Annotated in this window: 18 protein-coding genes and 6 pseudogenes; 16 read left to right on the plus strand and 8 right to left on the minus strand. The window is 64.1% G+C overall.

Annotated features, from left to right (window positions below; all coding sequences use genetic code 11):
• The first annotated feature begins 9 nt into the window (after positions 1–9).
• Positions 10–654: a TetR/AcrR family transcriptional regulator gene (locus QSJ97_RS18490; protein ID WP_285673540.1), complete on the plus strand. Its 645-nt coding sequence runs from the start codon at positions 10–12 to the stop codon at positions 652–654.
• 234 nt (positions 655–888) lie between these two features.
• Here QSJ97_RS18490 and QSJ97_RS18495 read toward each other — a convergent pair whose 3' ends face one another.
• Positions 889–2,064: an alpha/beta hydrolase gene (locus QSJ97_RS18495; protein WP_285673541.1), complete on the minus strand. Its 1,176-nt coding sequence runs from the start codon at positions 2,062–2,064 to the stop codon at positions 889–891.
• A gap of 145 nt (positions 2,065–2,209) precedes the next feature.
• Here QSJ97_RS18495 and QSJ97_RS18500 point away from each other — a divergent pair, with 145 nt between their 5' ends.
• Together QSJ97_RS18500 and QSJ97_RS18505 are read left to right on the plus strand one after the other, a co-directional pair.
• Entirely contained in the window at positions 2,210–2,746 is a 537-nt protein-coding gene (locus QSJ97_RS18500) for a hypothetical protein (RefSeq protein WP_285673542.1), read from the plus strand.
• A 502-nt stretch (positions 2,747–3,248) separates the two neighbouring features.
• A pseudogene (locus QSJ97_RS18505) lies at positions 3,249–3,389 on the plus strand (transposase domain-containing protein); the annotation flags it as partial.
• Positions 3,390–3,701: 312 nt separating this feature from the next.
• Here the strand turns inward: QSJ97_RS18505 and QSJ97_RS18510 are convergent.
• Together QSJ97_RS18510 and QSJ97_RS18515 are read right to left on the minus strand one after the other, a co-directional pair.
• A complete protein-coding gene (locus tag QSJ97_RS18510; RefSeq protein WP_285673544.1) occupies positions 3,702–4,943 on the minus strand; it encodes a porin in 1,242 nt (413 codons plus the stop codon).
• A 487-nt stretch (positions 4,944–5,430) separates the two neighbouring features.
• A complete protein-coding gene (locus QSJ97_RS18515; RefSeq protein ID WP_285673545.1) occupies positions 5,431–5,592 on the minus strand; it encodes a hypothetical protein in 162 nt (53 codons plus the stop codon).
• Between the two features lie 265 nt (positions 5,593–5,857).
• Between QSJ97_RS18515 and QSJ97_RS18520 the strand changes: the two genes are divergently transcribed.
• The 5 genes and pseudogenes from QSJ97_RS18520 (at position 5,858) to QSJ97_RS25170 (ending at position 11,934) form a co-directional block, all read left to right on the plus strand.
• On the plus strand, positions 5,858–7,186 hold the full coding sequence (locus tag QSJ97_RS18520; RefSeq protein ID WP_285673574.1) for an ABC transporter substrate-binding protein: 1,329 nt from the start codon (positions 5,858–5,860) through the stop codon (positions 7,184–7,186).
• Positions 7,187–7,249: 63 nt separating this feature from the next.
• Positions 7,250–9,013, plus strand: a complete 1,764-nt coding sequence (locus tag QSJ97_RS18525; protein WP_285673546.1) for a purine-cytosine permease family protein — start codon at positions 7,250–7,252, stop codon at positions 9,011–9,013.
• Positions 9,014–9,753: 740 nt separating this feature from the next.
• Positions 9,754–10,699 (plus strand): annotated as a pseudogene (locus QSJ97_RS18530) (IS630 family transposase); the annotation flags it as partial.
• A 77-nt stretch (positions 10,700–10,776) separates the two neighbouring features.
• Positions 10,777–11,244 (plus strand): annotated as a pseudogene (locus tag QSJ97_RS18535) (transposase); the annotation flags it as partial.
• Entirely contained in the window at positions 11,218–11,934 is a 717-nt protein-coding gene (locus tag QSJ97_RS25170) for a transposase domain-containing protein (protein ID WP_434220934.1), read from the plus strand. The pseudogene QSJ97_RS18535 and the gene QSJ97_RS25170, both read left to right, overlap by 27 nt.
• A 201-nt stretch (positions 11,935–12,135) precedes the next feature.
• On the opposite strand, the gene QSJ97_RS18545 is transcribed toward QSJ97_RS25170, so the two are convergent.
• Positions 12,136–12,573, minus strand: coding sequence for a MarR family winged helix-turn-helix transcriptional regulator (locus tag QSJ97_RS18545; RefSeq protein WP_285673547.1), 438 nt, complete (start codon positions 12,571–12,573; stop codon positions 12,136–12,138).
• 124 nt (positions 12,574–12,697) lie between these two features.
• Between QSJ97_RS18545 and QSJ97_RS18550 the strand changes: the two genes are divergently transcribed.
• Positions 12,698–14,038 carry a ferredoxin reductase family protein gene (locus QSJ97_RS18550; protein ID WP_285673548.1) on the plus strand — a complete coding sequence of 447 codons (1,341 nt, stop codon included), beginning with the start codon at positions 12,698–12,700 and terminating at the stop codon, positions 14,036–14,038.
• Positions 14,039–14,372: 334 nt separating this feature from the next.
• A pseudogene (locus tag QSJ97_RS18555) lies at positions 14,373–14,459 on the plus strand (integrase core domain-containing protein); the annotation flags it as partial.
• Positions 14,460–14,478: 19 nt separating this feature from the next.
• On the opposite strand, the pseudogene QSJ97_RS18560 reads toward QSJ97_RS18555, so the two are convergent.
• Positions 14,479–14,679 (minus strand): annotated as a pseudogene (locus QSJ97_RS18560) (helix-turn-helix domain-containing protein); the annotation flags it as partial.
• A 329-nt stretch (positions 14,680–15,008) separates the two neighbouring features.
• Between QSJ97_RS18560 and QSJ97_RS18565 the strand changes: the two are divergent.
• Complete coding sequence (locus tag QSJ97_RS18565; RefSeq protein WP_285673549.1) at positions 15,009–15,896, plus strand: amino acid ABC transporter substrate-binding protein; 888 nt, start codon at positions 15,009–15,011, stop codon at positions 15,894–15,896.
• 88 nt (positions 15,897–15,984) lie between these two features.
• Here the strand turns inward: QSJ97_RS18565 and QSJ97_RS18570 are convergent.
• A pseudogene (locus QSJ97_RS18570) lies at positions 15,985–17,018 on the minus strand (LysR family transcriptional regulator).
• Between the two features lie 65 nt (positions 17,019–17,083).
• Between QSJ97_RS18570 and QSJ97_RS25035 the strand changes: the two are divergent.
• The 3 genes from QSJ97_RS25035 (at position 17,084) to QSJ97_RS18585 (ending at position 19,492) form a co-directional block, all read left to right on the plus strand.
• The gene (locus QSJ97_RS25035; RefSeq protein WP_352231110.1) at positions 17,084–17,365 is read left to right on the plus strand and encodes an FAD-dependent oxidoreductase; all 282 of its coding nucleotides are present in this window, start codon (positions 17,084–17,086) and stop codon (positions 17,363–17,365) included.
• Positions 17,353–18,423 (plus strand): FAD-dependent oxidoreductase, encoded by a 1,071-nt coding sequence (locus QSJ97_RS25040; RefSeq protein ID WP_352231111.1) that lies wholly within the window; start codon positions 17,353–17,355, stop codon positions 18,421–18,423. The genes QSJ97_RS25035 and QSJ97_RS25040 overlap by 13 nt, the downstream gene beginning before the upstream one ends.
• Positions 18,424–18,595: 172 nt before the next feature.
• A complete protein-coding gene (locus QSJ97_RS18585; RefSeq protein ID WP_285673550.1) occupies positions 18,596–19,492 on the plus strand; it encodes an aminomethyl transferase family protein in 897 nt (298 codons plus the stop codon).
• Between the two features lie 244 nt (positions 19,493–19,736).
• Here the strand turns inward: QSJ97_RS18585 and QSJ97_RS18590 are convergent, their stop codons facing one another.
• Entirely contained in the window at positions 19,737–20,369 is a 633-nt protein-coding gene (locus QSJ97_RS18590) for a hypothetical protein (protein WP_285673551.1), read from the minus strand.
• Between the two features lie 15 nt (positions 20,370–20,384).
• Positions 20,385–21,776, minus strand: coding sequence for a selenium-binding family protein (locus QSJ97_RS18595; RefSeq protein WP_285673552.1), 1,392 nt, complete (start codon positions 21,774–21,776; stop codon positions 20,385–20,387).
• A 137-nt stretch (positions 21,777–21,913) separates the two neighbouring features.
• Here QSJ97_RS18595 and QSJ97_RS18600 point away from each other — a divergent pair, with 137 nt between their 5' ends.
• Both QSJ97_RS18600 and QSJ97_RS18605 read left to right on the plus strand, forming a co-directional pair.
• On the plus strand, positions 21,914–23,932 hold the full coding sequence (locus QSJ97_RS18600; protein ID WP_285673553.1) for a hypothetical protein: 2,019 nt from the start codon (positions 21,914–21,916) through the stop codon (positions 23,930–23,932).
• A 427-nt stretch (positions 23,933–24,359) separates the two neighbouring features.
• The gene (locus QSJ97_RS18605) at positions 24,360–25,574 is read left to right on the plus strand and encodes a flavin-containing monooxygenase (protein WP_285673554.1); all 1,215 of its coding nucleotides are present in this window, start codon (positions 24,360–24,362) and stop codon (positions 25,572–25,574) included.
• Positions 25,575–26,064 lie beyond the last annotated feature (490 nt).

Genomic DNA, 26,064 nt, shown 5'->3' on the forward strand with positions numbered 1-26,064 from the left:
GGCCGGTCGATGGCGGAGAAACTGGCGAACTCGCCCTCATCGACCAGGCAGCAGATTCTCCGTGCCGCCGAGGCAGCCGTGCTGGCCAAGGGCTTCTCCGGCACCTCGATCGACGAGCTGATCGCCGAGGTCGGCATTTCGAAGAGCGGGTTCTTCTACCACTTCCGCGACAAGGCGATGCTCGCGCAGGCGCTGATCGAGCGCTATGTCGAGGAGGACGGCGAGATCCTGAGCGGGATCTTCGCCGAGGCCGACACGCTGAGCGAGGACCCGCTGCACAGCTTCCTGATCGCGCTCAAGATGCTTGCGAAGCTGTTCGAGGATCTGCCGGCAACGCATCCGGGCTGCATCGTCGCCTCGGTCTGCTACCATGAGCAGCTCTTCGACCGGGAGGTGCGGCGGCTCACCGGAGAGGCGGTGCTGATCTGGCGCGCCATGATCCGAACGCGTCTCGACCGTATAACCCAACAGTACCAGCTGCGCATCGACATCGATCTCGACGATCTGGCCGACATGCTGTCGGTGGTGGCCGATGGCGGCATCATCCTATCCAAGGCGGTCGGTGACAAGTCGCGGCTGCCGCGCCAGATGCTGCTCTATCGCGACTTCATCCGACTGGTCTTCGAACCCCGGGCCACCGCTGCGGAACGCTGAACGGCACACCGCAATACAACCGCTCGGCGTATCTTCCGAATTTTGCCCAGCTGGGAAGGGCTTCCAGGGGCCTGCGAAGCGCTTGGCACTTCCAGATATAACCTTTATTTGGAAGATGGGCCGTTTGAGACCCTTCCGGAATGACATGTAGAGGAAGGCACTTGTATCCCGTCGGTGTGCAAGTGTAGTGATTTACTTCGGAACAACTCAGGAAATAACAGGTTAATTTTTGCCTTATATATTTATAAATTCTATAACCTTAGAGATGATTTCATCCCAGGTGCAGGATGAACCGAGGATGATGTGATTGTTGCTATGGATCAGCTTGAACTCTGCGCCTGGAATATTCGCCGCTAGCAGCCGGCCCTGGGCCACCGGATGGATCGCGTCTCCGTCGGCATGCATGACGAGCGTCGGCGCCCGCACCTTGGCGAGGCTCTCGGTCACGTCGAACCGGTCGATCGCCCGGCGGATACGCCCCGCCATCTCGGGTGTCGCCGAAGCGAGCTGGCTCCTGGCGATGCTGGTCCGCTCCTCGGGCGAGGCGTCGGGGCAGAACATCGCAATGAAGGCCGACATGAACCCGCTCTCGGGTTTGCCCCAACCCCTGTTGAGCAGCGTCATGAGCGCCTCCGCATCACCGTGCGACCGGTTGCCGCTGCGCAGCGCACGGCCCTGTGCGAAGCCGCCGAAGAGGACGAGCCGGCTCACCCGCTCGGGATGCGCCGCGGCCACATGCACAGATACCGGAACGCCTTGCGAGGTGGCGAAGATCGGGAACCGGTCGAGCCCCGCCGCGTCTGCCACGGCCAGCATATCGGCCGCATAGGCCTCGATCGACAGGTCGGCGACATCGGTCTGCGAGAGCCCCGTTCCGCGCTGGTCGTAGCGCACGAGGGTGTGGCGCGCGCTGAGCGCCGCGATGGTCGGGCGATAGACCGAACCCTGCCAGTCCATCTCGAGATGCGTGAGGAAATGCCCGGCGCGCAGCAAGGGCGGACCCGCGCCGGAGACGGCATAGGCGATCCCGGTGCCGTCCGACGAGGCAACCATGCGGACGGTCTGGCGCATCTCTGGCGCGCCCTGCGGCCTGTCATCGGACCCGCGCGACACCTCGGCGACCAGAGCGAAGCCGCGCCGCGGGAGCGTCCGGATCACAAGCTGGTGCCTGCCGCTGTCGCCAACCGCTGTGCGCGCCGCATTGATGCGCGACGCGATCGTTGCGTCTGACACGATGCGCCCGTTCCAGACGGCGGCGATCAGTTCGTCCTTGGTAACCAACTCGCCGGCGCGCTCCGCGAGGACATGCAGAAGATCGAAGACCTGGGGCTCGACTGGCACCGGCTCGCCGCTGCGGAGAAGCCTGTGGCGCTTGGTGTCCAGCACGCAATCGGCAAAGAGAAAGCGCATCTGATCGCCGCTCTCCTGTGACCCGCCCGCGCCTCGCTTCTAAAGGAAAATCAAGGGACTCCCAAGCGGTTCTGGAGGTTGCCTGCAAGCGCCGACTGATCGCCGAGCGCATCCTAACCGAAAGCCCGGTTCAGGAGGTGGCACCATGTTCAATCTCGAGACCTTCGTAGAGGACTGTAAGACCGCGGTCCGCAGAGGCCCCTCGCATGGCGCGGTCGGCGAGGTTCTGCGCCGCGCGATGGCCGACCCCACCGCCGTCACCGCCGCCCTCGGCGCGCCGCGATCCGGCGGGCTCAACGCGATCTACAAGTCGCCCGAGCTGACCATCCTCAATATGGTCTGGCGCCCGGAGATGGTGCTCATGCCGCACGATCACAACATGTGGGCGGTGATCGGCATCTATTCGGGCCGCGAGGACAACATCTTCTGGCGCCGCACCCGGGACGGGGCCGGCGGCCGAATCGAGGCGACGGAGGCCAAGGCGCTCGCTGCGGGCGACGTGGTGCTGCTCGGCCGCGACACCATTCACTCCGTGATCAACCCGCTCTCGAAATACACCGGAGCGATCCACGTCTACGGCGGAGACTTCTTCGAGGCGGAGCGTCTGGAATGGGAGGCCGAGGGCCTCACCGAGCGCCGCTGGGACCCCGAGCGCGCAAAGGCGCTGTTTGCAGATCGATGAAGCGCTCTGCAGGAGCCAATACAACTGAAATGGGGCCTGCGGTATGCGTCTCTCCGTCTTCCAGATCTCGCCCATCCCCGAAGGTCCGCGTGGGGGGGCCGCGGTGGTGGTTGGAACGGGTTGCCGGGCAGCGTTGCCGAGCCGTCCGCGCCGAAGAACGGCGCGCTTGCGGAGGCAGCCCGGTGTGCCGCTCGCGTTCCGCAGGCGGAGCGCATCGCCGCGCTCAGACGGGCGATGCGCGCTCCGGCCATCGACCGCGCCCGCCTTCATACGGCGGACGTGATACCGGACCGTCCCATCGCTCACCCCGAGAAACCGGGCGATCTCCGCACCCGTCGCCCCGCGTTCGTCCAGAACCTTGATCGTCATACGAGCCGCTTCGCTGTGCCGGCCCATTCATTGCCCCTGAGTTCTGATGCTCAGGGCCTTCCTGGCCGGAGGCGGCAGCCCGCAAAACTGGGTGTCGCCTTAGCTCGCCACTCGCATGTCGCCTTACAGCGTCTCCCTGATCGAGACCGCGAAGATCAACGGCGTCGAGCCCTTCGCCTTTCTCAAGGCAACCCTCGAGGCGATCGCCCGAGGTCACCCCAACGAGCGCCTCGACGATCTCCTCCCATGGAACTTCAAGCACGCGTCAAGCTGAATCCCCCTGTGGGCCCTCCGCACCGCTTACGGTTTCGCTGATTTCAGGCGGACTTATCCCATGGCGCGCCGGCGTTCATAATGGCCCGCCAGTTCTGGGCGATGCTGGTCAAGGGAGAGGACTACCGGGATCCGGTCGCGCCCGCTACCTGAGCGGGCGATGGCCGGCACGTCGGGGGTGTGAGGAGGTCACTGATACGTAAGGGCAAATGATCGACAAGATCCGGTCCGGCAAAGCCAGTGTCTTCGAATTCGTATGCCAGCACCCTTCGTACAAGAAATCAGATCAGACAGTGCGATCTGGGAATTCCATTCAGAATTTCCAGCGTATTCCAGTCATGAAGGACAGACCGTCTTCGTAGTTCGCGCCCGGATCATCGTAGGCGTGGTGGCGCACGATCCCGTAAAGATCAAACGAAGTGTCTGAATAAACAATGCTCTGGACTGCGGCGAAGGCGAAGCTGAGGCTGTCGGAGTTCAATGTGTTGAAATCCTGCCCATAATACACGTCTACCGCGAAGGAGGTCCGGCCCAACGACGTCAGCCAGGGCGGTGAGTAGCCGAGCTTTCCATAGAAATAGGCCGGGTCGCGTGCATTGTTCTCCTGTGCGTCGTAGCCGCCGGCAACGGTGAGTGACAGCCCGGTCGGTTTGAGGAGCACCGAGGCCGACGCACTAAAGCGGTCATCGACTCCCTTGGGGCGCGAGTAGGCGGCGGCCGCCGCGAAGGCAAAGCTCTCGCCATCCTCGTTGCGGCCGAAAGATGCCGCAATATCCCACTCGGCAACGTCGTCGCCACCGAGCGCATCGTAGCCTACTGAACTCGACACACGCGCACCGCCGAATGACGGTGTGTCGTAGCGCAAGCGCATTCGGCGGCTCAGCCCATCGAGGTTCGAATATGCATCGCCGATGGAGACGCCGGACAACCCGCCGCGTCCACCATCGAATGCGAACAACTGACCACCGGCCGTATCGGCGATGGAAGAGTATGCAATCAAGGTGGTTCCGGAGAGATCAGCCTCGGCGCTACTATCCGAGGCCATGGCTCCCTGACCGGCCCAGAGGCGGCCAAAGTCATCGATCTCGACTTGCAACTCGAACTTGCGCAAATTCGCATCGCCCCAGTCGATATCGCCCTTGTTGAGTTGATTGACGCTGTTCGAGGCATAGGGCTGCCACTCGCCCTCAATGTTTCCGTAAATTGTTACGTTTGGCCACCATTTCGCCTCGTATTTGATGCCGACGCGCGTCGAGGAGTTGTCGTTGTCGACCAGCGGGAAGAAGTTGGTGTCCTGTCCATCGGAATGAGCGAGGAATCCTTTATTGATCTGACCATACAAATAGGGAATTCCGTCATCGTTCGCGCCAAAGAACCCGTTTTCTGGCAAGAGGCGGGTCTCGGAAAGGTTCTCAGCGCGGGCGGAAGCGACGGTGAACGCCAGGGCGATCATTGCTGGAAACGCGATCATACTGAGTGCAATGGCACCGTCGCAGCGCAGGGGCGGATCTGCAGGTGAGAGGCGCAGATGGCGGAGCAGATCGCGACCGAGCAAGCGAAGGCTCCCTTCAAGCCATCGGTTCCGGTTTCGCCTCCTCGCCGACGGTATACCCGTCACCTCAGGGGTTGACCGGAGTTGCGCAGAATAGTGCCCCAGAGTGGGTTTGTGTCGAGTGCGTCGGGTCTGTAGAGCCACGGCAATTCTCCGTATTTCATTGGCACCGAGACTCCGAACCGGGAATGTCCAGAGAAGCCGCTGTATAGCACCACAACGGTCTTGTCAGAGCAGATTCCGCTGGGTCGATACACGGAAGTACTCTGCAAGCCGCCCCAATGTCCGGTCCGCCTCGAAGCCAGCCGCCCACTTCGAGCGCTCGGAGCTCCGTTAACCAATCACCCGGAAAAGGTTCAATCTGCGGCAGGTCGGCCGCATATGGTGGTTGAAAAGATAAAACTTTTCCGAAAGCCGTTGAGGTTGATGGTTAACACTCTTGCCAATTCTGTTAAGGTACCGATTGGACCTCTCCCGACATTCGGGGGAACTATGGATCTCGCCGGCGCAATCCCGTCAGCGGCCATTCGCGGCGGGTGCGAAAGCCTTTCTGGCGCGTGATGCCAAGCTGATTGGCCACCTGCTTTTGCGTGTAGGAGCGGGCGAAGTAGAGCCAAGCGGCGCGTGCCGCATCCTCCTTCTGATCGATCATGGTCCAATAGCATACGTCAGCCTGCCGAACCGCCACCGTGCGTTTCCGCATCGGCTGGTCCACCGGCCTGCCGATGCGGGACGGCTGCGTGGCTCCGCGCGTGATAAAATGCATAGAGTTTGGATTTTTTACTAACAAACGTTGACACGATTCACCCCGTTGACACGGTTCCCCCAAGGAAGCCTACTGATACACAAAATATAATGGTTCGGGAGGGATCGTAATGACTTTGCGAAAACTGTTGCTTGCCGTCGCGTCCCTGGCCATGGCGTCTGCCGCCTCTGCCGCCTCTGCCGCCTCTGCCGCCTCTGCCGCCTCTGCCGCCTCTGCCGCCTCTGCCCAGACGACCCTGACCATTGCGACCGTGAGCAATCCTGACATGGAACGGATGCAGAGGCTGTCCGCGTCATTCACGTCCAACAACCCCGGAATAGAGCTGGTTTGGGTCACGCTGGAAGAGAACATCCTTCGCCAGCGGGTAACCACGGACATTGCAACGGGGGCCGGGCGCTTCGACATCGTGATGATCGGAACGTTCGAGGCGCCGATCTGGGCCGAGCGGGGCTGGCTCACACCGCTGGTCGAAATGCCGGAAGGCTATGATGTCGACGACATTCTGCCGTCGATCAGGACAAGCCTGAGCCACGACGGCACCCTCTACGCGGCGCCGTTCTATGGCGAGTCCGCCTTCACGATGTACCGGACTGACCTGTTCGAGGATGCCGGACTAGAGATGCCTGACGCGCCCACCTGGGATTTCATACGGAGCGCCGCCTCGAAGATCAGCGAGCAGAACGACGATGTCTATGGCATCTGCCTGCGGGGCAAGCCGGGTTGGGGCGAGAACGTCGCGGTGATCACGGCGATGGCCAATTCCTACGGTGCACGCTGGTTCGACAACGACTGGAAACCTCAGTTTGACAGCGAGGCATGGGCGAGCGCGGTCAACGACTACGTAAGCCTGGTACGGGACTACGGCCCGCCTGATGCCACGAAAAACGGCTATACTGAGACGCTCAACCTTTTCCAGAACGGCAAGTGTGCGATCTGGGTTGACGCCACGGTCGCGGCGTCGACGATAACCGACCCCGAGACTTCGAACGTCGCGGACAGGGTAGGCTTTGCGCTCGCACCAGGGACCGGCCTCGGAAAACGGGCGAACTGGCTCTGGGTCTGGTCGTTGGGAATCTCTTCGAGTTCCGGGCACCAGGACGAGGCCATGCGTTTCGTCGCATGGGCAACATCGAGGGACTATACCGAACTCGTGGCTAGGGAGGATGGCTGGGTCAACGCGCCTCCCGGCACGCGGGCATCGCTCTATCAGAACAGCGACTATCTCAAGGCGGCGCCCTTCGCCGAGATGGTGCTCTCCTCGATCAAGGCCTCCGATCCGGCCAAGCCCACCGTCGACGAGGTGCCCTATACCGGCATCCAGTACGTCGCGATCCCAGAATTTCCCGGCATGGCGACGGCTGTCGGCTCCCGGATCGCGAAGGCGCTTGCAGGCGAGATTCCGACCGACGAGGCGCTGAAGAACGCGCAATGGGTGACCGAAAAGGTGATCGAGCGCGCGCGCTTCATCAGCGATGACTAGCTCCAGCTCCGGACGATCTCGACGCGGCACGTTCCAGACGCAAGGCTACGAGGGGAGGAAAACGTGACTCATACAGCGGACGCCTACCAGAAACCCGTCTCCGAATTGGACGACGAACAACTGCCGGTGCCGAAACACAGGCTGCATGGGCCCGGTCACTTCCTCGGCCTTTATGGCTCCGAACACGTCGCAGCGACCGAATTCGTCATCGGCGCCGCATTTGTGGCGATGGGCGCGACGATCGAGGACATTCTGATCGGACTGCTCATCGGCAATACGCTTGCTGTGCTGAGCTTCTGGCTCATCACGGCGCCGATCGCGGTCAAAATGCGGCTTAGTCTTTATTCCTATCTCGATCACTACATGGGCGATTTGGTCCCGCGGATCTACAACGGTGCGAACGTGTTGATTTTCGTGGCGATTTCCGCAGCGATGATCACCGTCTCGGCCACCGCGGTCCGTGTGCTGTTCGACATTCCGCCGCAGACCTATCCTTATCCCAGCAACGTCTACTTCGCGCTGATTGCTGGATCAGCGAGCATCATAGCCGTGGTCGTAGCCTATTACGGGTTCAACGTGGTGGCCGAGTTCGCAACCATTTGCACGCCCTGGCTGATGGTGATGTTCACGGCCGGTGGCATGGTGCTGATCCCCGCGCTTAACGAGACCCTGACCGGCTACACGACGCTATCGAGCTTCTCGGATTTCGTGAATCTTGCGGGGGCGACGGTGTTCACGGGTATCAATGCCGAAGGGGAACCTGGGATCGGGTTGATAGAGGTCATCGGCTTCGCTTGGGCCGCGAATACCTTCGCGCATTTCGGTCTCGTCGACATGGCGCTGCTGCGCTACGCAAAGAAATCGGTCTACGGTCTATGCACCGCGACCGGCATGATGTTCGGGCACTACGTCGCCTGGATCTCCGCGGCGCTGATGGGTGCAGCGACGGCGTCGATCATGAAACTGAGCGTTGCCGTGGTTTCGCCCGGTGACGTTGCCTATTATGCGCTTGGCGCCACCGGTTTCGTGATTGTCATCATTGCCGGATGGACCACGGCCAACCCCAACCTGTATCGCGCCGGTCTGGCGGCCCAGGCCGTCTTTCCGAGCGTTCCGCGCCAGAAAGTGACGCTTGCCGTCGGGGCAGTCGTCGTTGTCGGCAGCTGCTTCCCGTTCATCTACCGCAGCATCCTGCCCATCCTTGCCTATGCCGGTCTGGTCCTGGTGCCCATCGGCGGCATCGTCTTCGCCGAACAGCGCGTCTTTCAGCGCATGGGGTTGAAATCCAACTGGCACCGCCTGAAGGGCGCAAAGGACAACATGCCGGCGCTGATGACGTGGGGCATCTGTCTGGTGTTCGGCTTCGGCCTGGACTTCCTCAACATCATCCCCTTCGTTTACCTGTTCCTGCCGACCTGGCTTCTTTCCATCATTCTATACACCGTCTTGGCCAAGCGCGCGGGCGCTGGCCAAAGCTATCCGGAGGCCGAGAAACGCGAAGCCGACTTCAACAGGCGGGTCGAGGAGTACCATGCCAAACTGGCAAGGAAGGAAGGTCACTCCGAAGTCAAGGACACGTCTCTCCTGACCAAGGGCATCCGCGCAGTATGGATTGTCATCGGATTGCTGGTGCCGGCTGTCCTGGCGTGGAGGGTGCTATTCAACAGCCCTGACCTTTACGCCTACTACGTGAATCGAGAGCTGTTCTACGACGTCACCATCTGGTGCACCCTGATCTACTTCGTGTTCGCTTGGTGGGGCTTGCAGCGGTCGAAGGCGCTGCAGCGACAGGGAGAACCGTCCGTTTCGGCCGAGCCGGCGGAATGATGCGACGTAGACGCAATCGTAGCAACGGCCGTGGTGATGTCTGAGAACGCGAGAGAGCGCCGAGAGCGCCGGGATCGTTTACCGTAAACGTGCCGGACACCACGCCTCTGGTTATGAATATGCCCTACGCCATCACCGACGGGTGCACGGTCCGGGTGCAGGTTTTTACTGGAAAATAGCCGCTTCGGAGAGCGGTCAGCCGGATCTTTTGGAACTGTCCACTGAAACAGGGCAAGATGGGATGGCGTTCGACCATGGCTTCGCTCTCAATGTCCTACAACGCGCATGTCCGGCTGCTCGGCAATATTTCAATCGACTCGAGCTGCGCGGTCTTGAAGGTCGGCTCCTGGGAATTGTCGCCTTGCTGTTAGCATGCGCAGCAGATGGCCGGAACCCGCCCGTTCTCGAGTGGGGAGTACAATCACGTCCAAGCAGCGCAATTAATACTATGGCCCAGACCGTTTAACGCCACACCCTAACCCGTCTTCATCCTCTACCATCAGGCACCGCTGTGCAGCGGTCAATAGGCCGTCTCGGCGGCCGACCCTTGGACGGCGCGTCAAAGGCAACTCCGGACCGAGTGCTTGTGTCTGTCGGCCCGCCAGTGAGTGGTGGGTCAGGAGCAGTTCGCGCGACAAGGCCTTCTCTAGAGCATTCTCCGCGCGGATTGAATTGCCGGGGGGTCCCTCGGCCTGCTCGAGCTGATTCACCCTTCTGGCTGGGAAGGGAGGCCAGCATGCATGGCAAAGGGGCTTTCCGCGGATCTTCGCCGTCGGGTGATCCCGGCCGTCGAGGCCGGGATGTCGTGCCGCAGTGCCGCCGCACGGTTCGGCGTGAGCGCGTCGAGCGCCATCCGCTGGGTGCGTGAGTGGCGCGAAAGCGGGCGCATGGCGCCGCGCCGCCAAGGCGGCGACCGGCTCTCGGGGCGGATCGAGGCGCATGCGGGCTTCCCGCTCGCCGAGATCGAGGCCGCGCCGGACCGCACGCTCGAGGAGCGGCGCGCGCTGCTCGTCCGCGGGCGCGGGGTCCGGGTCAGCAGCAGCACGGTCTGGCGGTTCTGCCGCCGGCACGGGCTGACGACCAGGAAAAGTCCGGGCACGCGACCGGCAGGACCGCGACGACGTCCGCGCGGCGCGCGAAGCCTGGTTCGATGCCCGGCCGGAGCGCGACCCCGAGAAGCTGGTCTTCATCGACGGGACCGGCTTGAACACGAAGACGGGTCGCCTCCGCGGCCGCTGTCCCCGCCGCGAGCGGCTGCGCATGGGCCTGCCGCACGGCCACTGGCGCACCACCACCTTCGTCGCCGGGCTGCGCCTCGACGGGCTCGACGCGCCCATGCCGATCGACGGGCCCATGAACGGCGAGGCGTTCCTCGCCCATGTCCGGCAGGTCCTGGCGCCGACCCTCCGCCCGGGCGACATCGTGATCATGGACAACCTCGGCTGCCACAAGAGCCCGAAGGTCCGCGCGGCGATCGAGGAGGCGGGCGCCCGCCTGATCTGCCTTCCGCCATACAGCCCGGACGTCAACCCGATCGAGTTCGCCGTCTCCAAGCTCGAGAGCCTGCGCCGCACCGCCGCCGCCCGCACCCGCGACGCCCTCTGGACCACCGTCGGCATGATCCTCGACCCCGTAACGCCGAGCGAGTGCCGCAACCCATTCGCCGCCGCCGGCCATGAACCAGACCGAGCGGAAAGTGCTCTAGGGATGCGCGAGCGTCAGGTCAGCCGGGGTTTTTCGATCTCGATGAGCGGTACCGGGCGCTGTCGAAGAGCGGCGATCCGCTCGAGCGTCTGGCCAAGGTGGTGGATTTCGAGATGTTCCGGCCCGAGCTTGACGCGGCGCTGGCGCGGTCGGACCGCGCCCGGGGCGGTCGGCCGCCGATGGACGCGGTGATGATGTTCAGGATCCTCGTCATCGAGGCCCTCCACGGGCTGGCCGACGAGCGCACCGGGTTCCAGATCCGCGACCGGCGGTCGTTCATGCGTCTTCTCGGGCTCGATCTCCATGGCCGGGTGCCGGACGCCCGCACGATCTGGCTCGTTCGCGAGCACCTCACGAAGGCCGGCGCCGTGGAGCGGCTCTTTGCCCGGTTCGATGCGCATCTGAAGGAGGCGGGCTACCTCGCCATGGGCGGGCAGATGATCGATGCGTCGATCATGGAAGCGCCGCGCCAGCGCAACACCGACGGCGAGAAGGCAGACCTGAACGGCGTCGATCCCCAAGCCTGGTTGACCGATGTTCGCGGCCGGATCGCAGACCACCGGATCATCCGTCTCGACGAGTTGCTGCCCTGGCGTTACGCTACGGAAGCAGCGCAGCTGGCGCCGCCGACAACCCGCCAGAGCGCCTTCACCGGACGGTCACGGAGGAAAGCCGCCATGGGCGAAATCAAGTTCGTGAACAATCGGAAGAAGAGCTGGGATCTGATCGTCGACAGCGTCGCGAAATCGAAGAACCAGGGATGCGCCGCGATCTCGGGCTGGTCCGCCTATGCCAACAGGATCACGAGCCTCACGCATATTCGGACGCTGAGTTACAAGCGCACAGGGAATTTCGGTGAGGTCGCCTGCGATATCGTCTGCTCGGCCGAAGCGACGCAGTATGAGATCACCGACGATCCCAAGGATCAGGAGTTGTGGGAGATCCGATTTGGTTCCGACACGCCGAAAAAGTTCTGGGACCTCACGCGCTGCCAGATCTACGTCCCGGCGAAGAGCGTCGTGGTCGCGGCGGTCTATGGGCTCGCCGCCCGCGTCAAGTCGGTCCGCGCACTCAACAATGGTCGGGCAAAGGCGAACTGGGGCGGCATCCATGCGCTCTACACCGTCGACTGGAGCGGGATGGGCTCGACCGAGACCTATACCGGTGCGGTGTTCGCGCAGATGACGGCCTCCAAGCTCGAGATCAAGATCACCTGAGACGGCATCTCCCTCCGCATCCGACCGTCTTTGGCACGGGCAGCGCGAAAGCGATCATCCGAGGGTTGCATGCGCGCCGTTGCAGCAAAGGCCGGCTTGCAGCCCGAAGCAACGGATCTTGGGTGACGCATGAACGCAGGCTTGTCCGGTTCAATCGGTTGACCTGTGGCGACGGCGTTTGTTCTTCGCGTTGTGTTGGGTTCAGTTCCTGCCGGGGATCTTGCCTTCCAAAGCATTTCTCAGGCGTTGCGCCTGAGCGAAGAACGAAGCGGCATCGTCGCCAAGGGCCTTCGTCAAGATCCGATCCACGGCGGTCCACGCCTGCGCGATCCCATCGAGAAGGGCGCGCCCCCTGGGTGTCAGCTCAAGCTCGTTCTGGCGACGAGACGTCGGGCTGGTGGTGCGTGTGATATAGCCGGCGGCCAGCAGCCTGTCCGTCATCGTGCTCATGCTGGCCGAGGTGACGCCGAATTCCGCGGCAAGGACGGATTGCGAAACCGGCCCCATCCGATCCATCGCGTCGAGCACCAAGGCCTGACGTGTCTGGATGCCAAGCGGCGCCAGTTGCCGGCGCAGTTCTGCCTCAACGAGGTTTGCGCTGTGAAGGAGGCCGTGGAAGCCATGTCTGTCTACTTGCATACTAACAGTTAATGTCCTAATTCCGTGACTCGTTCAAGGGGCGATTGCCAGCTCCGGGACGAGATGGCGAAGCGAGCCCTGGGCAGAGGGCAGGCCGCCCGAGTACGGACCAAGGATCAATGCAATGAAACCAATACGGATCACGCTCTGGGCGCTGCTCATCGGCCTCAGCCTGCTGTGGATCGCAAGCAGCCCTCCGCTCTCCGAGGCACCGAGTTTCATCGCGCTGCGCAACCTGGCTCTCCAGTACTCCGGCGTGCTCGCCATCGGCTCGATGAGCCTCGCGATGATCCTGGCCGTTCGATCGCCTCGGGTGAACCGATGGTTGAACGGGCTCGACAAATCCTATCGTCTGCACAAGTGGCTCGGTATTGCCGCGCTGGTCGCGGCGGTCTTCCACTGGATCACGGCAAACGGGCCGAAATGGGCCGTCTCATGGGGCCTGATGACGGCGCCCGAACGGCGGCCGCACGGGAGCGAGCTGCCCGAGTTCGGCACGGTCCAGACTTTCCTGGTCGGGCTGCGCCACACGGCCGAAAGCCTGGGCGAATGGGCATTCTACGCGGCAGCCGCGCTCATCGCCATCGCGCTTGTCAAACGCATTCCCTATCGCTTCTTCGCCAAGAGCCACACCCTGATCGCCCTCGCCTATCTTGTGCTGGTCTTCCATTCGATCGTCCTCATGAACTTCGACGCCTGGACCCAGCCGGTGGGTGTCGTCACGGCCCTCATGATGCTGGGTGGCGTCGGGGCGGCGGCTTTGGCGCTGACCCGGCAGATCGGCCGCCGCCGTCAGGTGCCGGGCCGGATCGCCGCACTGCGCCGGTTTCCGTCGATGAAGGTGACGGAGGCCGAAGTCACGGTGGACGCGAACTGGCCGGGGCACGAGGCGGGCCAGTTCGCCTTTGTCACCTTCGATCGCAGGGAGGGTCCGCACCCTTTCACGATCGCCTCGGCCTGGACCCCGGCGAACCGGTCCGTCACCTTCATCAGCAAGGGCCTCGGCGACTACACCGAGCGTCTGCCGGAGACGGTTTCGGTGGGCGATGACATTACCATCGAGGGACCCTATGGCCGGTTCACCTTCGAGGACGGCAAGGAGCGCCAGATCTGGATCGGCGCCGGGATCGGGATCACGCCCTTCATCGCCCGGCTGAAACATCTGGCGACAAACCCGGACGGCAGAACGGTCGATCTGTTCCACACCGTGCCCGAGATCGCGGCGGAGCCAAAGGCGCTGCTGGAGGTCGATGTCGCCGGCGCAGGCGTGGCCCTTCATCTCATGGAAGATCGCAAGGATGGTCGGCTGACCGGTGCTCGCCTGCGCGAGATGCTGCCCGACTGGTCCAAGGCCAGCGTCTGGTTCTGCGGTCCCGCGGCCTTCGGCGAAACCCTGCGCCGCGATCTCGTCGCCCACGGCCTGCGCTCGGCCGATTTTCACCAGGAACTGTTCAACATGCGCTGATGCGTATGACCCCTAGGAGAATTCCATGCGCAGGCTCGTCATCTCCCTGCTGTTCTTCGCCGCCACACCGGCCCTGCCAGACGCGCCGTTCCCGGTGCCCGACACCATGTAGAGCACCTGCTAGGACGCGGCACAGGCGTTCGACTGCCCCGAGCCAGGCGAACCATTCGACGGGCAGAATGCGCAGCATTACGGCCCGCAGCAAAGGTACACGGTCAACGATGACGGCACCGTCACCGACAATGTCACCGGTCTGGTGTGGGTGCAGTCGCCTGATCTGAACGGCGATGGTGCAATCGACACCCATGACACGTGAACCCGTTCATCGGCTACCCTGTTCTCGTCACTCCTCGAGGCCCGCAACGTGCTCGCGGCATGGCATGTCGACTACAACCGCATGCGCCCCCACTCGGCCCTTGGAAACGCGTCGCCGGTCGAGTTCGCTGCGAAGGTGAGACTTGCCCAGGAGAGCTCCGGGGGCGTCGGTTGCAATCGACCAGGCCGGCTTCACCCTCGGCCTGGTAGCGGCGCCAGCATTTCCGCAGTGTCGGCCGCGACACGCCGCAGCGTCGGCAGGTCAGTCCAGCGTTCCCGGTTCGCTCACGTGTCCGGACCCAGATCCGCCGCGCCGCCGGTGTCATCGCTCTCTCCCCGTGTCGGTGGAAAGCGGAAATCGTAGCGCCGCACTCCAGCGAGCAGCGGTGAAACCATCTCCCCGAACTTCACACCTTGGCCAATCCACCATGGCTTGGATTGCGGTTTCGAGCCCACCAAAGCCGTCGAAAGCCGTGCTGTTAAGCGCCGTACGGGGGCAAGAGTCGCCATTATGGTGACGCCAGCGCGCCGTGGGGTGGCGCGGGACGCTCTGCCGTGGCTGTGTGCATTCCAGCAACCCGAGGACTTATCCCTTTTCCAACCGGAAGAAGCCTGTCAGCGTACCGCGACAGCAACGAGATACGGACAGAAAGAGATGATGAAAGCAGTTTCACGCATTTGCAGCCTCGGCCTCGCCCTGGTGCTGCTACAAGCCTGCCAGACAACAGGAACGTCGAGCGGCAACGCCAACCAGAGCACGCTGGAGCGCATTGCAGCCGCCGGGCAGATAAACCTCGGATATCGGACCTCCGAGCCGCCGATGTCATTCACTGATCAATCGGGCATTGCGGTCGGCTATTCGATAGATCTCTGCGGACATGTCGCCAATGCGGTGAAGCAGGAACTCGGGCGCCCCGATCTGTCGGTGAAGTTCGTGCCCGTCACCGCAGAGACGCGTTTTGAGGCCATCGAGAGGGGGGAGATCGACCTCCTCTGCGGAGCGACGACGAAGACGCTCAGCCGGTCGGAGCGCGTAGACTTCACGCAGCTGACTTTCGCCACGGGCGCGTCGCTCATCACCTTGGAGAACAGCGGGATCGGGTCTCTCAGCGACCTGCGCGGCAAGCGCGTCGCCGCCGTCGCAGGGACCACGACCATCGAAGCACTGCGCCAGCTCTTGTCCGAGAGAGGCATCGATGCCGAAGTCATCACCGTCTCTTCGGCCGCCGAGGGCATGGCGCAGCTTGATCAGGGAGCGGTCGCGGCCTTGTCCGCAGATCAGGTTGTGTTGATCGGCCTGGTCCTCGCCCGCCAGTCCGGTCAGGACTACGCGCTGGCGGATGAGGTATTCACATACGAACCCTTTGCCCTGGCCCTGCGGCGCGGCGACGCCGATTTCAGATTGATCGCCGACCGCGCTCTTGCGGAGCTGAACCGGACCGGCCGGATCGGTCAGATCTACCTCAAATGGTTCGGCCGGTTTGCGAAACAGCCGCCTGACGCCGTGGCTGCGGTGTATGCCCTCGGGGCCATCCCGGAATAGGCGCTGCGCCTGATCCGGGGCAGCTGTAGGACGGTGCGCCCAGACATGGAAGGCTGCAGGTCGCCAAGCCTCGCATGATGGTGGGGAGCTAACAGGGAAACGGCGGGCCAGAACGGCGCTGGAGCGTCGAGCCGCCGTTTCCCAGAGGGCGAAACTGTCCACGACCCGGTCGCAGGCCGTCGGAAGGTCTTGGTGATGGTGCCATTGGCCTGCTCACCTTCAGAGCCCGACTCGAAACTCGGTCAAAGATAACAATACCTTGCGAGGCGGCGGGAGCCGAGCCCGTCCACAGCAGCACGATCCTGAACGGCTCGACAGCAGGCTTCAGCGGCACCGGCCTTACCTCGTCCCGGGCATAGGTGAACGCGTTCGCCGTCACCATGTGGAGCAGAGAACAGCCGACGCCCTGCCCAACGAGGCTGCGCACCATTTCCAGCGACGTCGCGGTTGCAACGATGTCCGGCTCGACACCGGCAGATCGAGCAGCACGATCCGCTGATCGGACAGGTCGCGCATCGCGACGCTGGGCCGGCTGGCGAAGGGATGGCATGCCGGCACGAGCACATGGCCCGGGACCTCCAGCAGCGTTTCATAGGTGATGCCGGGCTTCATCGCATTGGCGACGCAGACGATCACGTCGAATGCGCCTGAGACGAGGCCGTCCTGAGCTGTCTGGTTGTCGCATTCGGAAAACCTGACGCAGACATCGTCGTTCTCGGCCAGCATCTTCCTGACGACCCTGGGCAGGAAGGCCGGTGCGGCGGGCGCATAGTAGCCGGCGCGAAGCGTGCCCGTCGGTCGGGTCCGCATATCGTTGCCGTCCCGCATCAGGATTTCGTAGTCGTCCAGAAGGCTCTGGATCTTTGCGACCATCTGCTGCCCGGTCGCGGTCAGGGAAATGCCCTTCGCCCGGCTTCGCGTGACCAGCTGCAGACCGAAGGCCGCCTCGACCTGATTGACGGCGGTATGAACGGCGGACGGGACGACGTTCACCACCTTCGCCGCCTCGGTGATGCCGCCTGCCCGAACGGCCGCCATGAAATAGCGGAGGGCCCTGAGGGTGATTTCGGCGGATACTGCGCATTCCTCGTTCTGATCCTCAGAAGAAGGTATTCTTTTAATTCAGTTTTTCGAGATCCGGCGTCTCGCCGACACTGCTCCGGCAATGCAGCGGCGAGGTTCTGGACATGCGCCGCTCGGCAAGGGTGGTGATCGTAGGCGGCGGCGTCAGCGGTCTGTCCGCCCTCTATCATCCGACCCGGGAGGGGTGGACCGACGTCGCCCTCGTGGAACGCGACGAGCTGACGTCGGGCACGACATGGCATTCGGCCGCGCAGTGTCCGCAACTCGCCTTCAACCAGCTGCTGTTGCCTTTGCGGCAGTACACCATCCGGCTGTACAAGGAACTTGCCGACGATCCCGAGTATCCGACAACTATCATCACCGCACCGGCGGGATGCGGCTGCTGACGGATCAGGACAATGTGGATGCGTCGCACCATATCATCTCGGTCGCGAAGGGGCTCGGCATCGACTTCGATCTGCTCGACCCGGCGGAGGCCGTCCGGCGCAATCCGCTGGTGAGCGGCGACGGCCTGCTCGGCGCCCTCTGGGACGATCTCGACGGCGATATCGATCCGGCGCAACTCTGCCAGGCTCTGGCCCGGCGAGCCCGGAAAGCGGGAGCGGAGATCAATCGCAACTGTCCTGTCACCGGGCTGACCCAGAAACCCGGCAATGAATGGATCGTGCATACGGACAGGGGCGACATCGCCGCGGAGCATGTGGTGATCGCAGCCGGGTACCGCGTGGGAGAGATCGGCGGGATGCTGGATATCGGCTATCCGGTCATCGCCATGGAGCACATGTACTTCCTGACGGAGGACATTCCCGATCTGGCGGGGCGCGAGGGCCGCGTGCCGATGGTCCGTTGCCCGTGCGATAGCTTCTACACGCGGCAGGAAAGGCAGGGGCTGCTGGTCGGGATCTACGAACACAACTGCAGGACGTTCGGGATGGACGGCATAGATCCGGATTTCGTGAACGCGCTCTGCCCCGACGATCTGGATCGCCTCCTGCCCAGGATGGCGCCGATCTTCGAGAGGCTTCCCTGCCTCGGGAACGTCGGGATCAGGTCCGTGGTCAACGGCCCCATCGCCTATGTGGCCGACGCGGGGCCCCTGGTCGGCAAGCAGCCCGGGCGCCGCAATCTGTGGTCGACGAACGGTATCCGTGTCGGCATCGGCGAAGGCGGCGGCTACGGCAAGATGCTGGCTCAGATGATGGTGCATGGCGAAACCGAGTGGGATACCTGGCAGCTCGACCTCCGCCGGATCACCAGCTTCGCCAACACCGAATACACGGCGCTGAAAGCGGTCGAAGACTACAGGCATCAATTCCGGTGGCACATGCCGCACGAACACCGCCCCGCGGGTCGCCCCGCCAAGACGCCGCCGCTCTATCCCCTGCTGCAGGCGAAAGGCGCAGCGTTTGGCGTGGTCAACGGGTGGGAGCGAACGAGCTTCTAAAAGCCCACTGCCGATTACGTGGAAGAGCACAGCTACCGCTTCTGCAACTGGCACGATGTGGTCGGGGCCGAAGTCGAAGCGGTTCGGACGCGTGTCGGCCTCGCGGAGCTGTCCGGTTCAACCGGTTCGAGATCACCGGGTCCGGCGCCGCCGGCTGGCTGGAGAGCCTGACATGCTCCCGGCTGCCCTGTGCTATTTCCTGAGCGACAACGGCAACATCGACGCCGAAGCGACCATCGTCAGGATCAGCGACAACCGCCTCTGGTACTGCTCCGCCGCCGCCGCCGAGTACCACGACATGGACTGGCTGACCGAGCGGTTGCCGGCGGGCGCGGACATTCGGATGGAGAGCCTGACCAACAGCCACACGGTCCTCGTCGTCGCAGGCCCGCCCGCACGCGCATTGATGGATGCCGTGTGCCCGAGAACCAGCTTCACCCGGACCGACTTCCCCTGGATGGCCGCCAGAACCTGCCTTGTCCGGCATGTCGAGGCGATGGTCATGGCCGTCGGTTTCTCGGGCGAGCAGGCGTTCGAAATGCACGTCCCGAACATCCAGCTGCACGCGGCCTATCTGGTGCTGACCCGCGCCGGCGCGGCCTATGGCCTTGCCCATCTCGGCTTGTACGCGATCGAACCGATGCGGATGGAAAGGGGATTTGGCCATTGGAAGCTGGACTTCATCACCGAGTTCAATCCGATCGAGGCAGGCGTCGGCCGCTTTGTCGACATGACCAGGGATTTTCCCGGAAAGCAGGGGCTCGAACGGCAGATCGCCCTGGGCGACCGGCGTCGAAGAGTTCTGCTCGAGCTGGATAGCGCGAGCGCGCCGGCCCAGGCGGGCGAGACCGTCTTTGACGGAGAGGAACCGGTGGGCGCGATCACCTCGGCAGCTTGGGGTTGCCGGGTCGGCAAGAACCTCGCGATGGCCTGCATCGATCCGGCAAGAACTCACATGGGGACCGTTCTCAACGTGTTTCTGATCGGCGCAGGGACAACGGCGACGGTGGTCGGGTCCTGTCCGTATGATCCGGATCACGCGATTGCACGCGGGCAGAGCAGGGGCTGACATCCGGACCGGCCGCCACAGGCTGCAGATTGGGCGCCGAGCGGCGCTTCGACGCGCCGCCCCCAGGTCGCGGCATCATGTGCCAGCCAAGGTCGGGCTGGCGATGTGGTGTGGCGCGGCGGGTTGGAGAACCGCCATGCGCATTGCGAACAAGGCTGCCCTCGCACAGTCGGTCCCATTCAATGTGAAGCGGCCGTTCGCAGGCTACCTCGGCTACCTGGCGACAGCGTCTCAATTCTGGATCCTATGCGGCGATCAGGAAGAAGCCGGCGACCACCAGTGCCGCGATCCATGCAAGATCCAGATTGACCCATCCACGCCGTAGGAAGGCCAGACCGAAGATTTCGTATACGGCCGAGGACACCGCCGCTGTAACCGCAAGCATCGCCAGCGTGTGGATGCCGATCGCGGCCAGGGAGATTGGCAGCGACCCGGCGGAGACCAGCCCCTGAGCCGGGGCCGCGGCTAGGCAGATCGGGATGAGCACCGGGAGCAGCATCAGCCCGGCGCCATGGGCCGTCGCCATGAGGAAGGACCATAGGCCGAGCCCGGCGAGCCCGGCGGTCATCCCGACCCGCACCCGGTGCCGGTGGGCGAAGCGCCAGTGATAGGCTGCCCAGCCGATCAGCAGGAGCGCTGCAACGATCTCTACGTGGCGTGTCTCGACCAGGGTGCCGAGGCCGAGCATCAGCAGCACGACGGCCGCCACCGAGAGGGCGTGCCCGAGGGCGATCGGGATGAGCGCCAGCCAGACGATCCCACGGCTCCGGCGATGCAACCCCAGCGCAACCGCAAAGAGCCAGCCCATTGCCGGGTTCAGGCCATGGAATGCGCCGAGCCCGGCCAGCGCCAGCCAGGGCGAGAGACTGCTCGACATCGGCGCCCACAGGTCTCACGGATAGCAGTAGGAATCGGACGAGCAGTCGCCGCCCTGAAGACGGATCTGATGGGGCCGGTGGGGCTTCGGCCAATTGACGAAGAAGCGCTCATCGAAGCTGATGCCGCCGCCCTCCCGGACATCGAGCTTGACCATCCAGCCGTCGATCCCGTCGGGATAGAATTGCGGATCCACCGCGCCATAGAGCGAGTTCGTGAAGTAGACGCGCCTGCCATCCCGGCTGACCTCTACCATCTGCGGGCCGCCATTGAGCGGGCCCCCGGCCTTCGGATGGCCGGCCCGGCTGACAATCCCGCCGATGCGAACCCGCCCGGTCTCCTTCGGGGCCAGGGGATCGGTTACGTCGTACTGGATCATGTCGCCTGTTCCCCAGCAGGAAACATAGAGATAGCGGTCATCCATCGAGAGATCGATGTCGGTGACCAGAGGCGCGACCGCCTTGAAGCCCTGCAGCACCGGCGGAAGCGTGTTCGGGTCAGCGGGCTCGGCGGGAATTTCTATGGTCTTCTTCACCTGCCAGCGGTCGCCGTCGCGGTACCAGGTCCAGATCGACGCCGAGAGATCCCTGAGGCTGATCACGCAGCCGACGAAGCCATAGGCCTTCGTCGGGTCGTGGGCGGGGCGCAGCTCGAACACGAGCTGATACTCCTCGCCGAGCTCGATCGTCTGTTGGTGCTTGCGGGTGTGCAGGTTCCAGAAATGCAGGCGCCGCCCGTATTTCGAGCCTAGCAGCACCTCGGGAACAAGGCCGTTCTCGAAGGTCGACGGCAGGCCCCATTCCGATGTGATCATCGTGTCGTGGCCAAGATGCCACCAGAAGTCATAGGCGAGCTCCTGCGGGCCGCGGTCGATCTCCCACTGGCCGCGCACCTCGAAGGTCTCGTGGTCGAGCAGCATGATGCCGCCCGGCGCGTTGCCCTCGGCGTCGGCCAGCGCGTTGGCATAGATCCCCTCGGGCCCGCAATGGATCGTGTGGATTCGCGAGTAGTTCGCCTTCTCGGCGATCTCCTCGGGCTCGATCACCTTCACGAGCTTCGGAGACTTCGGAGTGTCCTTGGTGTCGAGGATGTGCAGCCGCGATGACCTGAGCCCGGGAACGATGAGGTAACGCCGCTCGGTATGTGGATGCGATGCGTTCGGGCAGAGGCAGGACGAGCAGGCGTTCCAGCCGAAGTGGTGCAACTCGTCGCCGGTGTTGGGCATGTCGGTCTGGCCGACGATCTGCGAAAAGGTCGACGAGGCGGGATCGACATCGACCACCGCGATCGCGTCCGGCATCGCCCGCTCAGGATCGAAGGCGGCGACATAGGCGAGGCTCTCGGCCGGCGCCTTCGCGGCCATGCGTGGTGACGGATAGAAGGTGGGATCGGGTGCAATTGTCGGCATTTCGAGCCTCCTTCGGCTGCATCTCCTGGCCATCGGCTCGCCTTCAGTGCCCCGGTGCAACATGCTAGGATGGGACGCGGTTGCGAGACGTCCTGTGAGCATCGCGCGACGGCGTTGAACGCAGCGTGGTAGGGAGAATGGAAACCGAGCCTCGATCAGTTGATGCGCCCGACCGGTTGTCGCGCTCGACCGGCTATACGGTGCGGCTGCTCGGCAAGGTCGACCTCATTCACTGCGGTGCGCCGAGAAGGCTGCCGCGCTCGCGCAAGGTGAAGGCGCTGCTCGGCTATCTCGCGATGTCGCCGAAACCGGTGCTGCGATCCAGGCTTTGCGATTTGCTCTGGGACCGGGTCAGCGACCCGCGGGCGGAGCTTCGGTGGGCTCTGTCGAAACTGCGACGCATCTTCGGCGAGCATTCGTCGGCGGTTGTCGCCGAGGGCGATTGGGTCAGCTTCGACCGGGCGGCGGTGACGGTGGACGCCCTGCAGTTTCTGGATCTGGTCGCGCGGCTGAACCCTACGGCCACGATTGCAGAGCTGAATGCGGCGGACGCGCAATACGCCGGGGAGTTCTTCGGCGATCTTCAAGGCAGCCTCCCGCCCAGGTTCGACGCCTGGCTGACAGGCCAACGCGCAATGCTCGCCGCGGAGCACCGCTCGGTGCTCGAGCGGATGGTTGCTGCGCTCGGCCTCACGGCTCCGGCGCGCATGCAGGCCCTGCGGCGGCTGATCGCCTGCTGGCAGTTCGACGATGGGGCGCATATCGCGCTGCTTCGAAGCCTCGTCGCGTGCCGGGAGATCGGCGAGGCCAAGCGCCACCTCGAGGCGACCCGGCGGGCGTATCGGGAGGAGGGGATCAACGAGGACGGCCTGCTGAGGGCCTGGCATGACATGCGGCGGCAGGTGGCGGCGCGCGGCCGCGAGGCATCGGATCGCCACCCCGAGCGAGCATCCCCCGATGCCCCGCCCGACGGGCGCATCCCGTTGATCGCCGTCGCACCATTCGGCGCCGGCGACCCGGATGCTCAGGTTGTCGCAAACAGCCTCGCCCATGACGTCACGGTCGGGATCGCACGGCTCCGCTCGCCTTTCGTGCTGGCCCCGTCTTCGGCCCTGGCGTTGGCAGACCGTGGGCTCTCATTGACCGAGATCGCGCGCAGTGTCCGGGCCGACTACGCGCTGGCAGGCGAGATCGCTCGGATCGGGCCAAAGCTTTGCGTAGATCTGGATCTGATGGCGGTCGAGACCGACCGACTGATCTGGTCGGACCGGATTGCCTTCCACCACGAGAGGGCACCCGAGGTCACAAATGACGTCGCGGTGCGGATCACCGCCGCTCTGGCCGCCGAGATTGAGGTGAACGAGTGTCACCGGGCGTTCCAGAAACCCGTCGCGACTCTCACCGCGTGGCAGGCGCATCACCGCGGCCTCTGGCATCTGCACCGGTTCACCCGCGCCGACAACGACATGGCGATCGGCTTCTTCAATCGGGCCGCCAGCCTGGACCCGGTCCTGGCGCGGAATTTCGCGGGGCTGTCATATGCCCACTGGATGAATGCATTCGCCTTCCGGCCGGCGGAAAGGGCCCGGGAACTCCGTCATGCGCTCGACGCGGCAAGCCGTGGCCTGCACGCGGACCCGAAGGACCCAGCGGCGCTCTGGTCGATGTCGCGGGCGCTGTGGATGTCGAATGACGAGGCCGCAGCGTCCCGCACCATCGATCAGGCTATCGATCTCAGCCCGAGCTTTGCGCTGGCGCGCCATTCGCGCTCGTTCTGCGAGTGCCAGACGGGCGATCCCAAGCGCGCGATCGAAGACAGCCGGATTGCGGAACGCCTCAGCCCGTTCGACCCCTGGCGATATGCGATGCACGGTGTGCAGGCGCTCGCCAATCTGCGCCTCGGCAACCGGGCGGAGGCCGTCGAGGCGGCGCTCAGCCTGACGAGCATGCCGAACGCGCATGTTCAGGCCCGCGGTCTTGCGGCGCTCGTGATGGCGGCCTGCGGCGAGCTCGCAGACGCCCGGCGCGAGATTGCTGTCGTCCGAACCCTGCGCCCATCCTACCGCCTGGGCGACTTCTTCTGCGCCTATCACGTCTCCGGAGATCTGCAGTCGCTCTTCGGTCGGGTCGCGCCGCGGATCGGATTGCCGAGCTGACATGGGCGGCGTCGGCTTGTCGACGTTCCCGGCCTGCCCAAGCACCAGCCAGTGTTCTCCATCTTCGCAGCCGCCGCGGATGCGCATCCCGGGACCGTCTCCGCCACCCGCCAAACTCATGCGCAACGGTCGGGCATTGCATCAAGGCAGTCGCCTGGAGCATGCGCCGCGATGTCCGCATCGGGCTCGAAGCGGACTTGCGGTATGGCGGCAGGGCCAAGATCCGGCACAGACATCGACGCGGGGCGCTTCCGGCCCCAAGCCGACCTCGAGCGCTCGAACCGTTCTCGCGGTCGCGTCCTTCAGAACTGCCGTTCGATCAAGGTGCAGCATCCTGGAGCCCGGAGGCGCCGATATGCGGGACGAAGCGGGCATCGGTTCTGATTTCTGATAGGGTTTTTCAACGGATCATCGCTGGAGATCATCGATGCCCGAACGCCACGACGCCGTCGTCGTCGGAGCCGGATGGGCCGGGCTGAGCGTCGGCTGCATGCTCGGCCGGGCCGGGCTTGACTACGTCATTCTCGAACGCGACCGCATCTGCGAGACTTGGCGAACCCAGCGCTGGGACTCGTTCCGGATGAACACACCGAACGTGCTGACCATCCTGCCGGGCGATCGCTACGATGGGACCGACCCGGAAGGCTACATGACGCGGGACGAATTCGTCGACATGGTCGAGGGCTATGTCCGCCGCAACCACCTACTGGTGCAGGAGAAAACCGAGGTCAGGGAGGTCCGACCGGCGGATGGCGGATACGTGATCCGTACCTCGCGCGGCACGACCGAGTCGGATTGCGTGGTTGTGGCGACCGGAAACCTGAACCTGCCCAGATGGCCCGAATTGGCAAACCGGTTTCCTGCCTCGGTCAAACAGATCGACGGGACCGCGTTCAGGAGCGCTGCCGCGCTTCCGCCCGGCGCCGTGCTGGTCATCGGCTGCGGGAATACCGGCGGCCAGATCGCCGAGGAGCTGACCCGGGACGGTCGGCGGGTCTTTCTGGCAACCGGGCGAAACGGACGCGTTCCGCGAACCTATCGCGGCCGGGATATCTTCCTGTGGCTGACGGACAACGGGCGCATGGCGAAGCCGAGAACAACGGAAACCGGCCGCGGTCTGATTGGCGCGACCCACACGATCAGCCTGCAATCGCTCAGCGCGCAGGGTGTCAAGCTCCTTGGCAGGCTCAAGGACTGCACATCCGATGGGCGCCTCTCTTTCCACGACTCGCTCGCCGAGAGCGTCGCATTCGGCGACGAGATGTCGGCTATGCTGAAACGGGAAATCGACGACTTCGTCGCGTGCCGGGCACTCGCCGCGCCGGACGCCGTTCCAGACCCTGCGGAAACGGTTGCCGCCGAGTTCCCCGACCCGCCCATTACGGAGATCGACCTGAATGCCGAAGGCATCACCAACGTGATCTGGGCGGTGGGTCTCCGAGGCGATTTCGGCTGGCTGAAGGTTCCCGGGGCACTCGACGCGAAGGGAAATCCCGTGGAGGATCGCTGCATCTCGGTCCCGGGCCTATACTTCGCCGGGCTGGACTCGCTCGCATCGCTGCGCGCCGGAACGGTTCTCGCTGCCGCCGACGATGCCAATCGCATTGTCGATGACATCGTAGCAAGGCTGCCGAACGGCTAGGTTGGGCTCCGGGCGGAGCTTCGGCGCGCCGCCTCCAGGTCGCGGTATCGTGTGCCAGCCAAGGTCGGGCTGGCGATGTGGTGCGGCGCAGCGGGTTGGAGAACCGCCATGCGCATTGTGAACCTTCCCGCCATTCGGCTGAGCTTTCTCGTCCGGGATCCTCCGTCCTGGCGGAACTGTACCGCCCGGTCCGGCTTCAGGGGGCAAGCTCAGATTTTCGCTGGGTCAATGCACCTGCGCATTCCGGCCATCGACCGTACCCGCCTTCATCCTGTGGACGTGGCACCGAACCCTGCTTTCGCTCACCCCGAGCAGACGGGCATTCCCGGCACCCGTCGCCCCGCGTTCCTCCAGAAACCTAGATCGTCATGCCAGCCTCTTCGCCGAGCCGGCCCGTTCTCTGTCCCCGAGTTCTTCCGCTCAGGGCCTTCCTGGCCGGAGGCGGCAGCCTGAAAAACCGGGGGTCGCCCTGGCCCGTCACCTGCACGTC

Source organism: Paralimibaculum aggregatum, from assembly GCF_030270585.1.
Lineage (GTDB): Bacteria > Pseudomonadota > Alphaproteobacteria > Rhodobacterales > Rhodobacteraceae > Thermohalobaculum > Thermohalobaculum aggregatum.

Excerpts from the sequence above, each read along its gene's own strand:
- QSJ97_RS18490 (WP_285673540.1), top strand. The coding sequence starts at position 10 with ATGGCGGAGAAACTGGCGAACTCGCCCTCATCGACCAGGCAGCAGATT.
- QSJ97_RS18495 (WP_285673541.1), bottom strand. The coding sequence starts at position 2,064 with ATGCGCTTTCTCTTTGCCGATTGCGTGCTGGACACCAAGCGCCACAGG.
- QSJ97_RS18500 (WP_285673542.1), top strand. The coding sequence starts at position 2,210 with ATGTTCAATCTCGAGACCTTCGTAGAGGACTGTAAGACCGCGGTCCGC.
- QSJ97_RS18515 (WP_285673545.1), bottom strand. The coding sequence starts at position 5,592 with ATGATCGATCAGAAGGAGGATGCGGCACGCGCCGCTTGGCTCTACTTC.
- QSJ97_RS18520 (WP_285673574.1), top strand. The coding sequence starts at position 5,858 with ATGGCGTCTGCCGCCTCTGCCGCCTCTGCCGCCTCTGCCGCCTCTGCC.
- QSJ97_RS18545 (WP_285673547.1), bottom strand. The coding sequence starts at position 12,573 with ATGCAAGTAGACAGACATGGCTTCCACGGCCTCCTTCACAGCGCAAAC.
- QSJ97_RS18550 (WP_285673548.1), top strand. The coding sequence starts at position 12,698 with ATGAAACCAATACGGATCACGCTCTGGGCGCTGCTCATCGGCCTCAGC.
- QSJ97_RS18565 (WP_285673549.1), top strand. The coding sequence starts at position 15,009 with ATGATGAAAGCAGTTTCACGCATTTGCAGCCTCGGCCTCGCCCTGGTG.
- QSJ97_RS25035 (WP_352231110.1), top strand. The coding sequence starts at position 17,084 with ATGCGCCGCTCGGCAAGGGTGGTGATCGTAGGCGGCGGCGTCAGCGGT.
- QSJ97_RS25040 (WP_352231111.1), top strand. The coding sequence starts at position 17,353 with ATGCGGCTGCTGACGGATCAGGACAATGTGGATGCGTCGCACCATATC.
- QSJ97_RS18585 (WP_285673550.1), top strand. The coding sequence starts at position 18,596 with ATGCTCCCGGCTGCCCTGTGCTATTTCCTGAGCGACAACGGCAACATC.
- QSJ97_RS18590 (WP_285673551.1), bottom strand. The coding sequence starts at position 20,369 with ATGTCGAGCAGTCTCTCGCCCTGGCTGGCGCTGGCCGGGCTCGGCGCA.
- QSJ97_RS18595 (WP_285673552.1), bottom strand. The coding sequence starts at position 21,776 with ATGCCGACAATTGCACCCGATCCCACCTTCTATCCGTCACCACGCATG.
- QSJ97_RS18600 (WP_285673553.1), top strand. The coding sequence starts at position 21,914 with ATGGAAACCGAGCCTCGATCAGTTGATGCGCCCGACCGGTTGTCGCGC.
- QSJ97_RS18605 (WP_285673554.1), top strand. The coding sequence starts at position 24,360 with ATGCCCGAACGCCACGACGCCGTCGTCGTCGGAGCCGGATGGGCCGGG.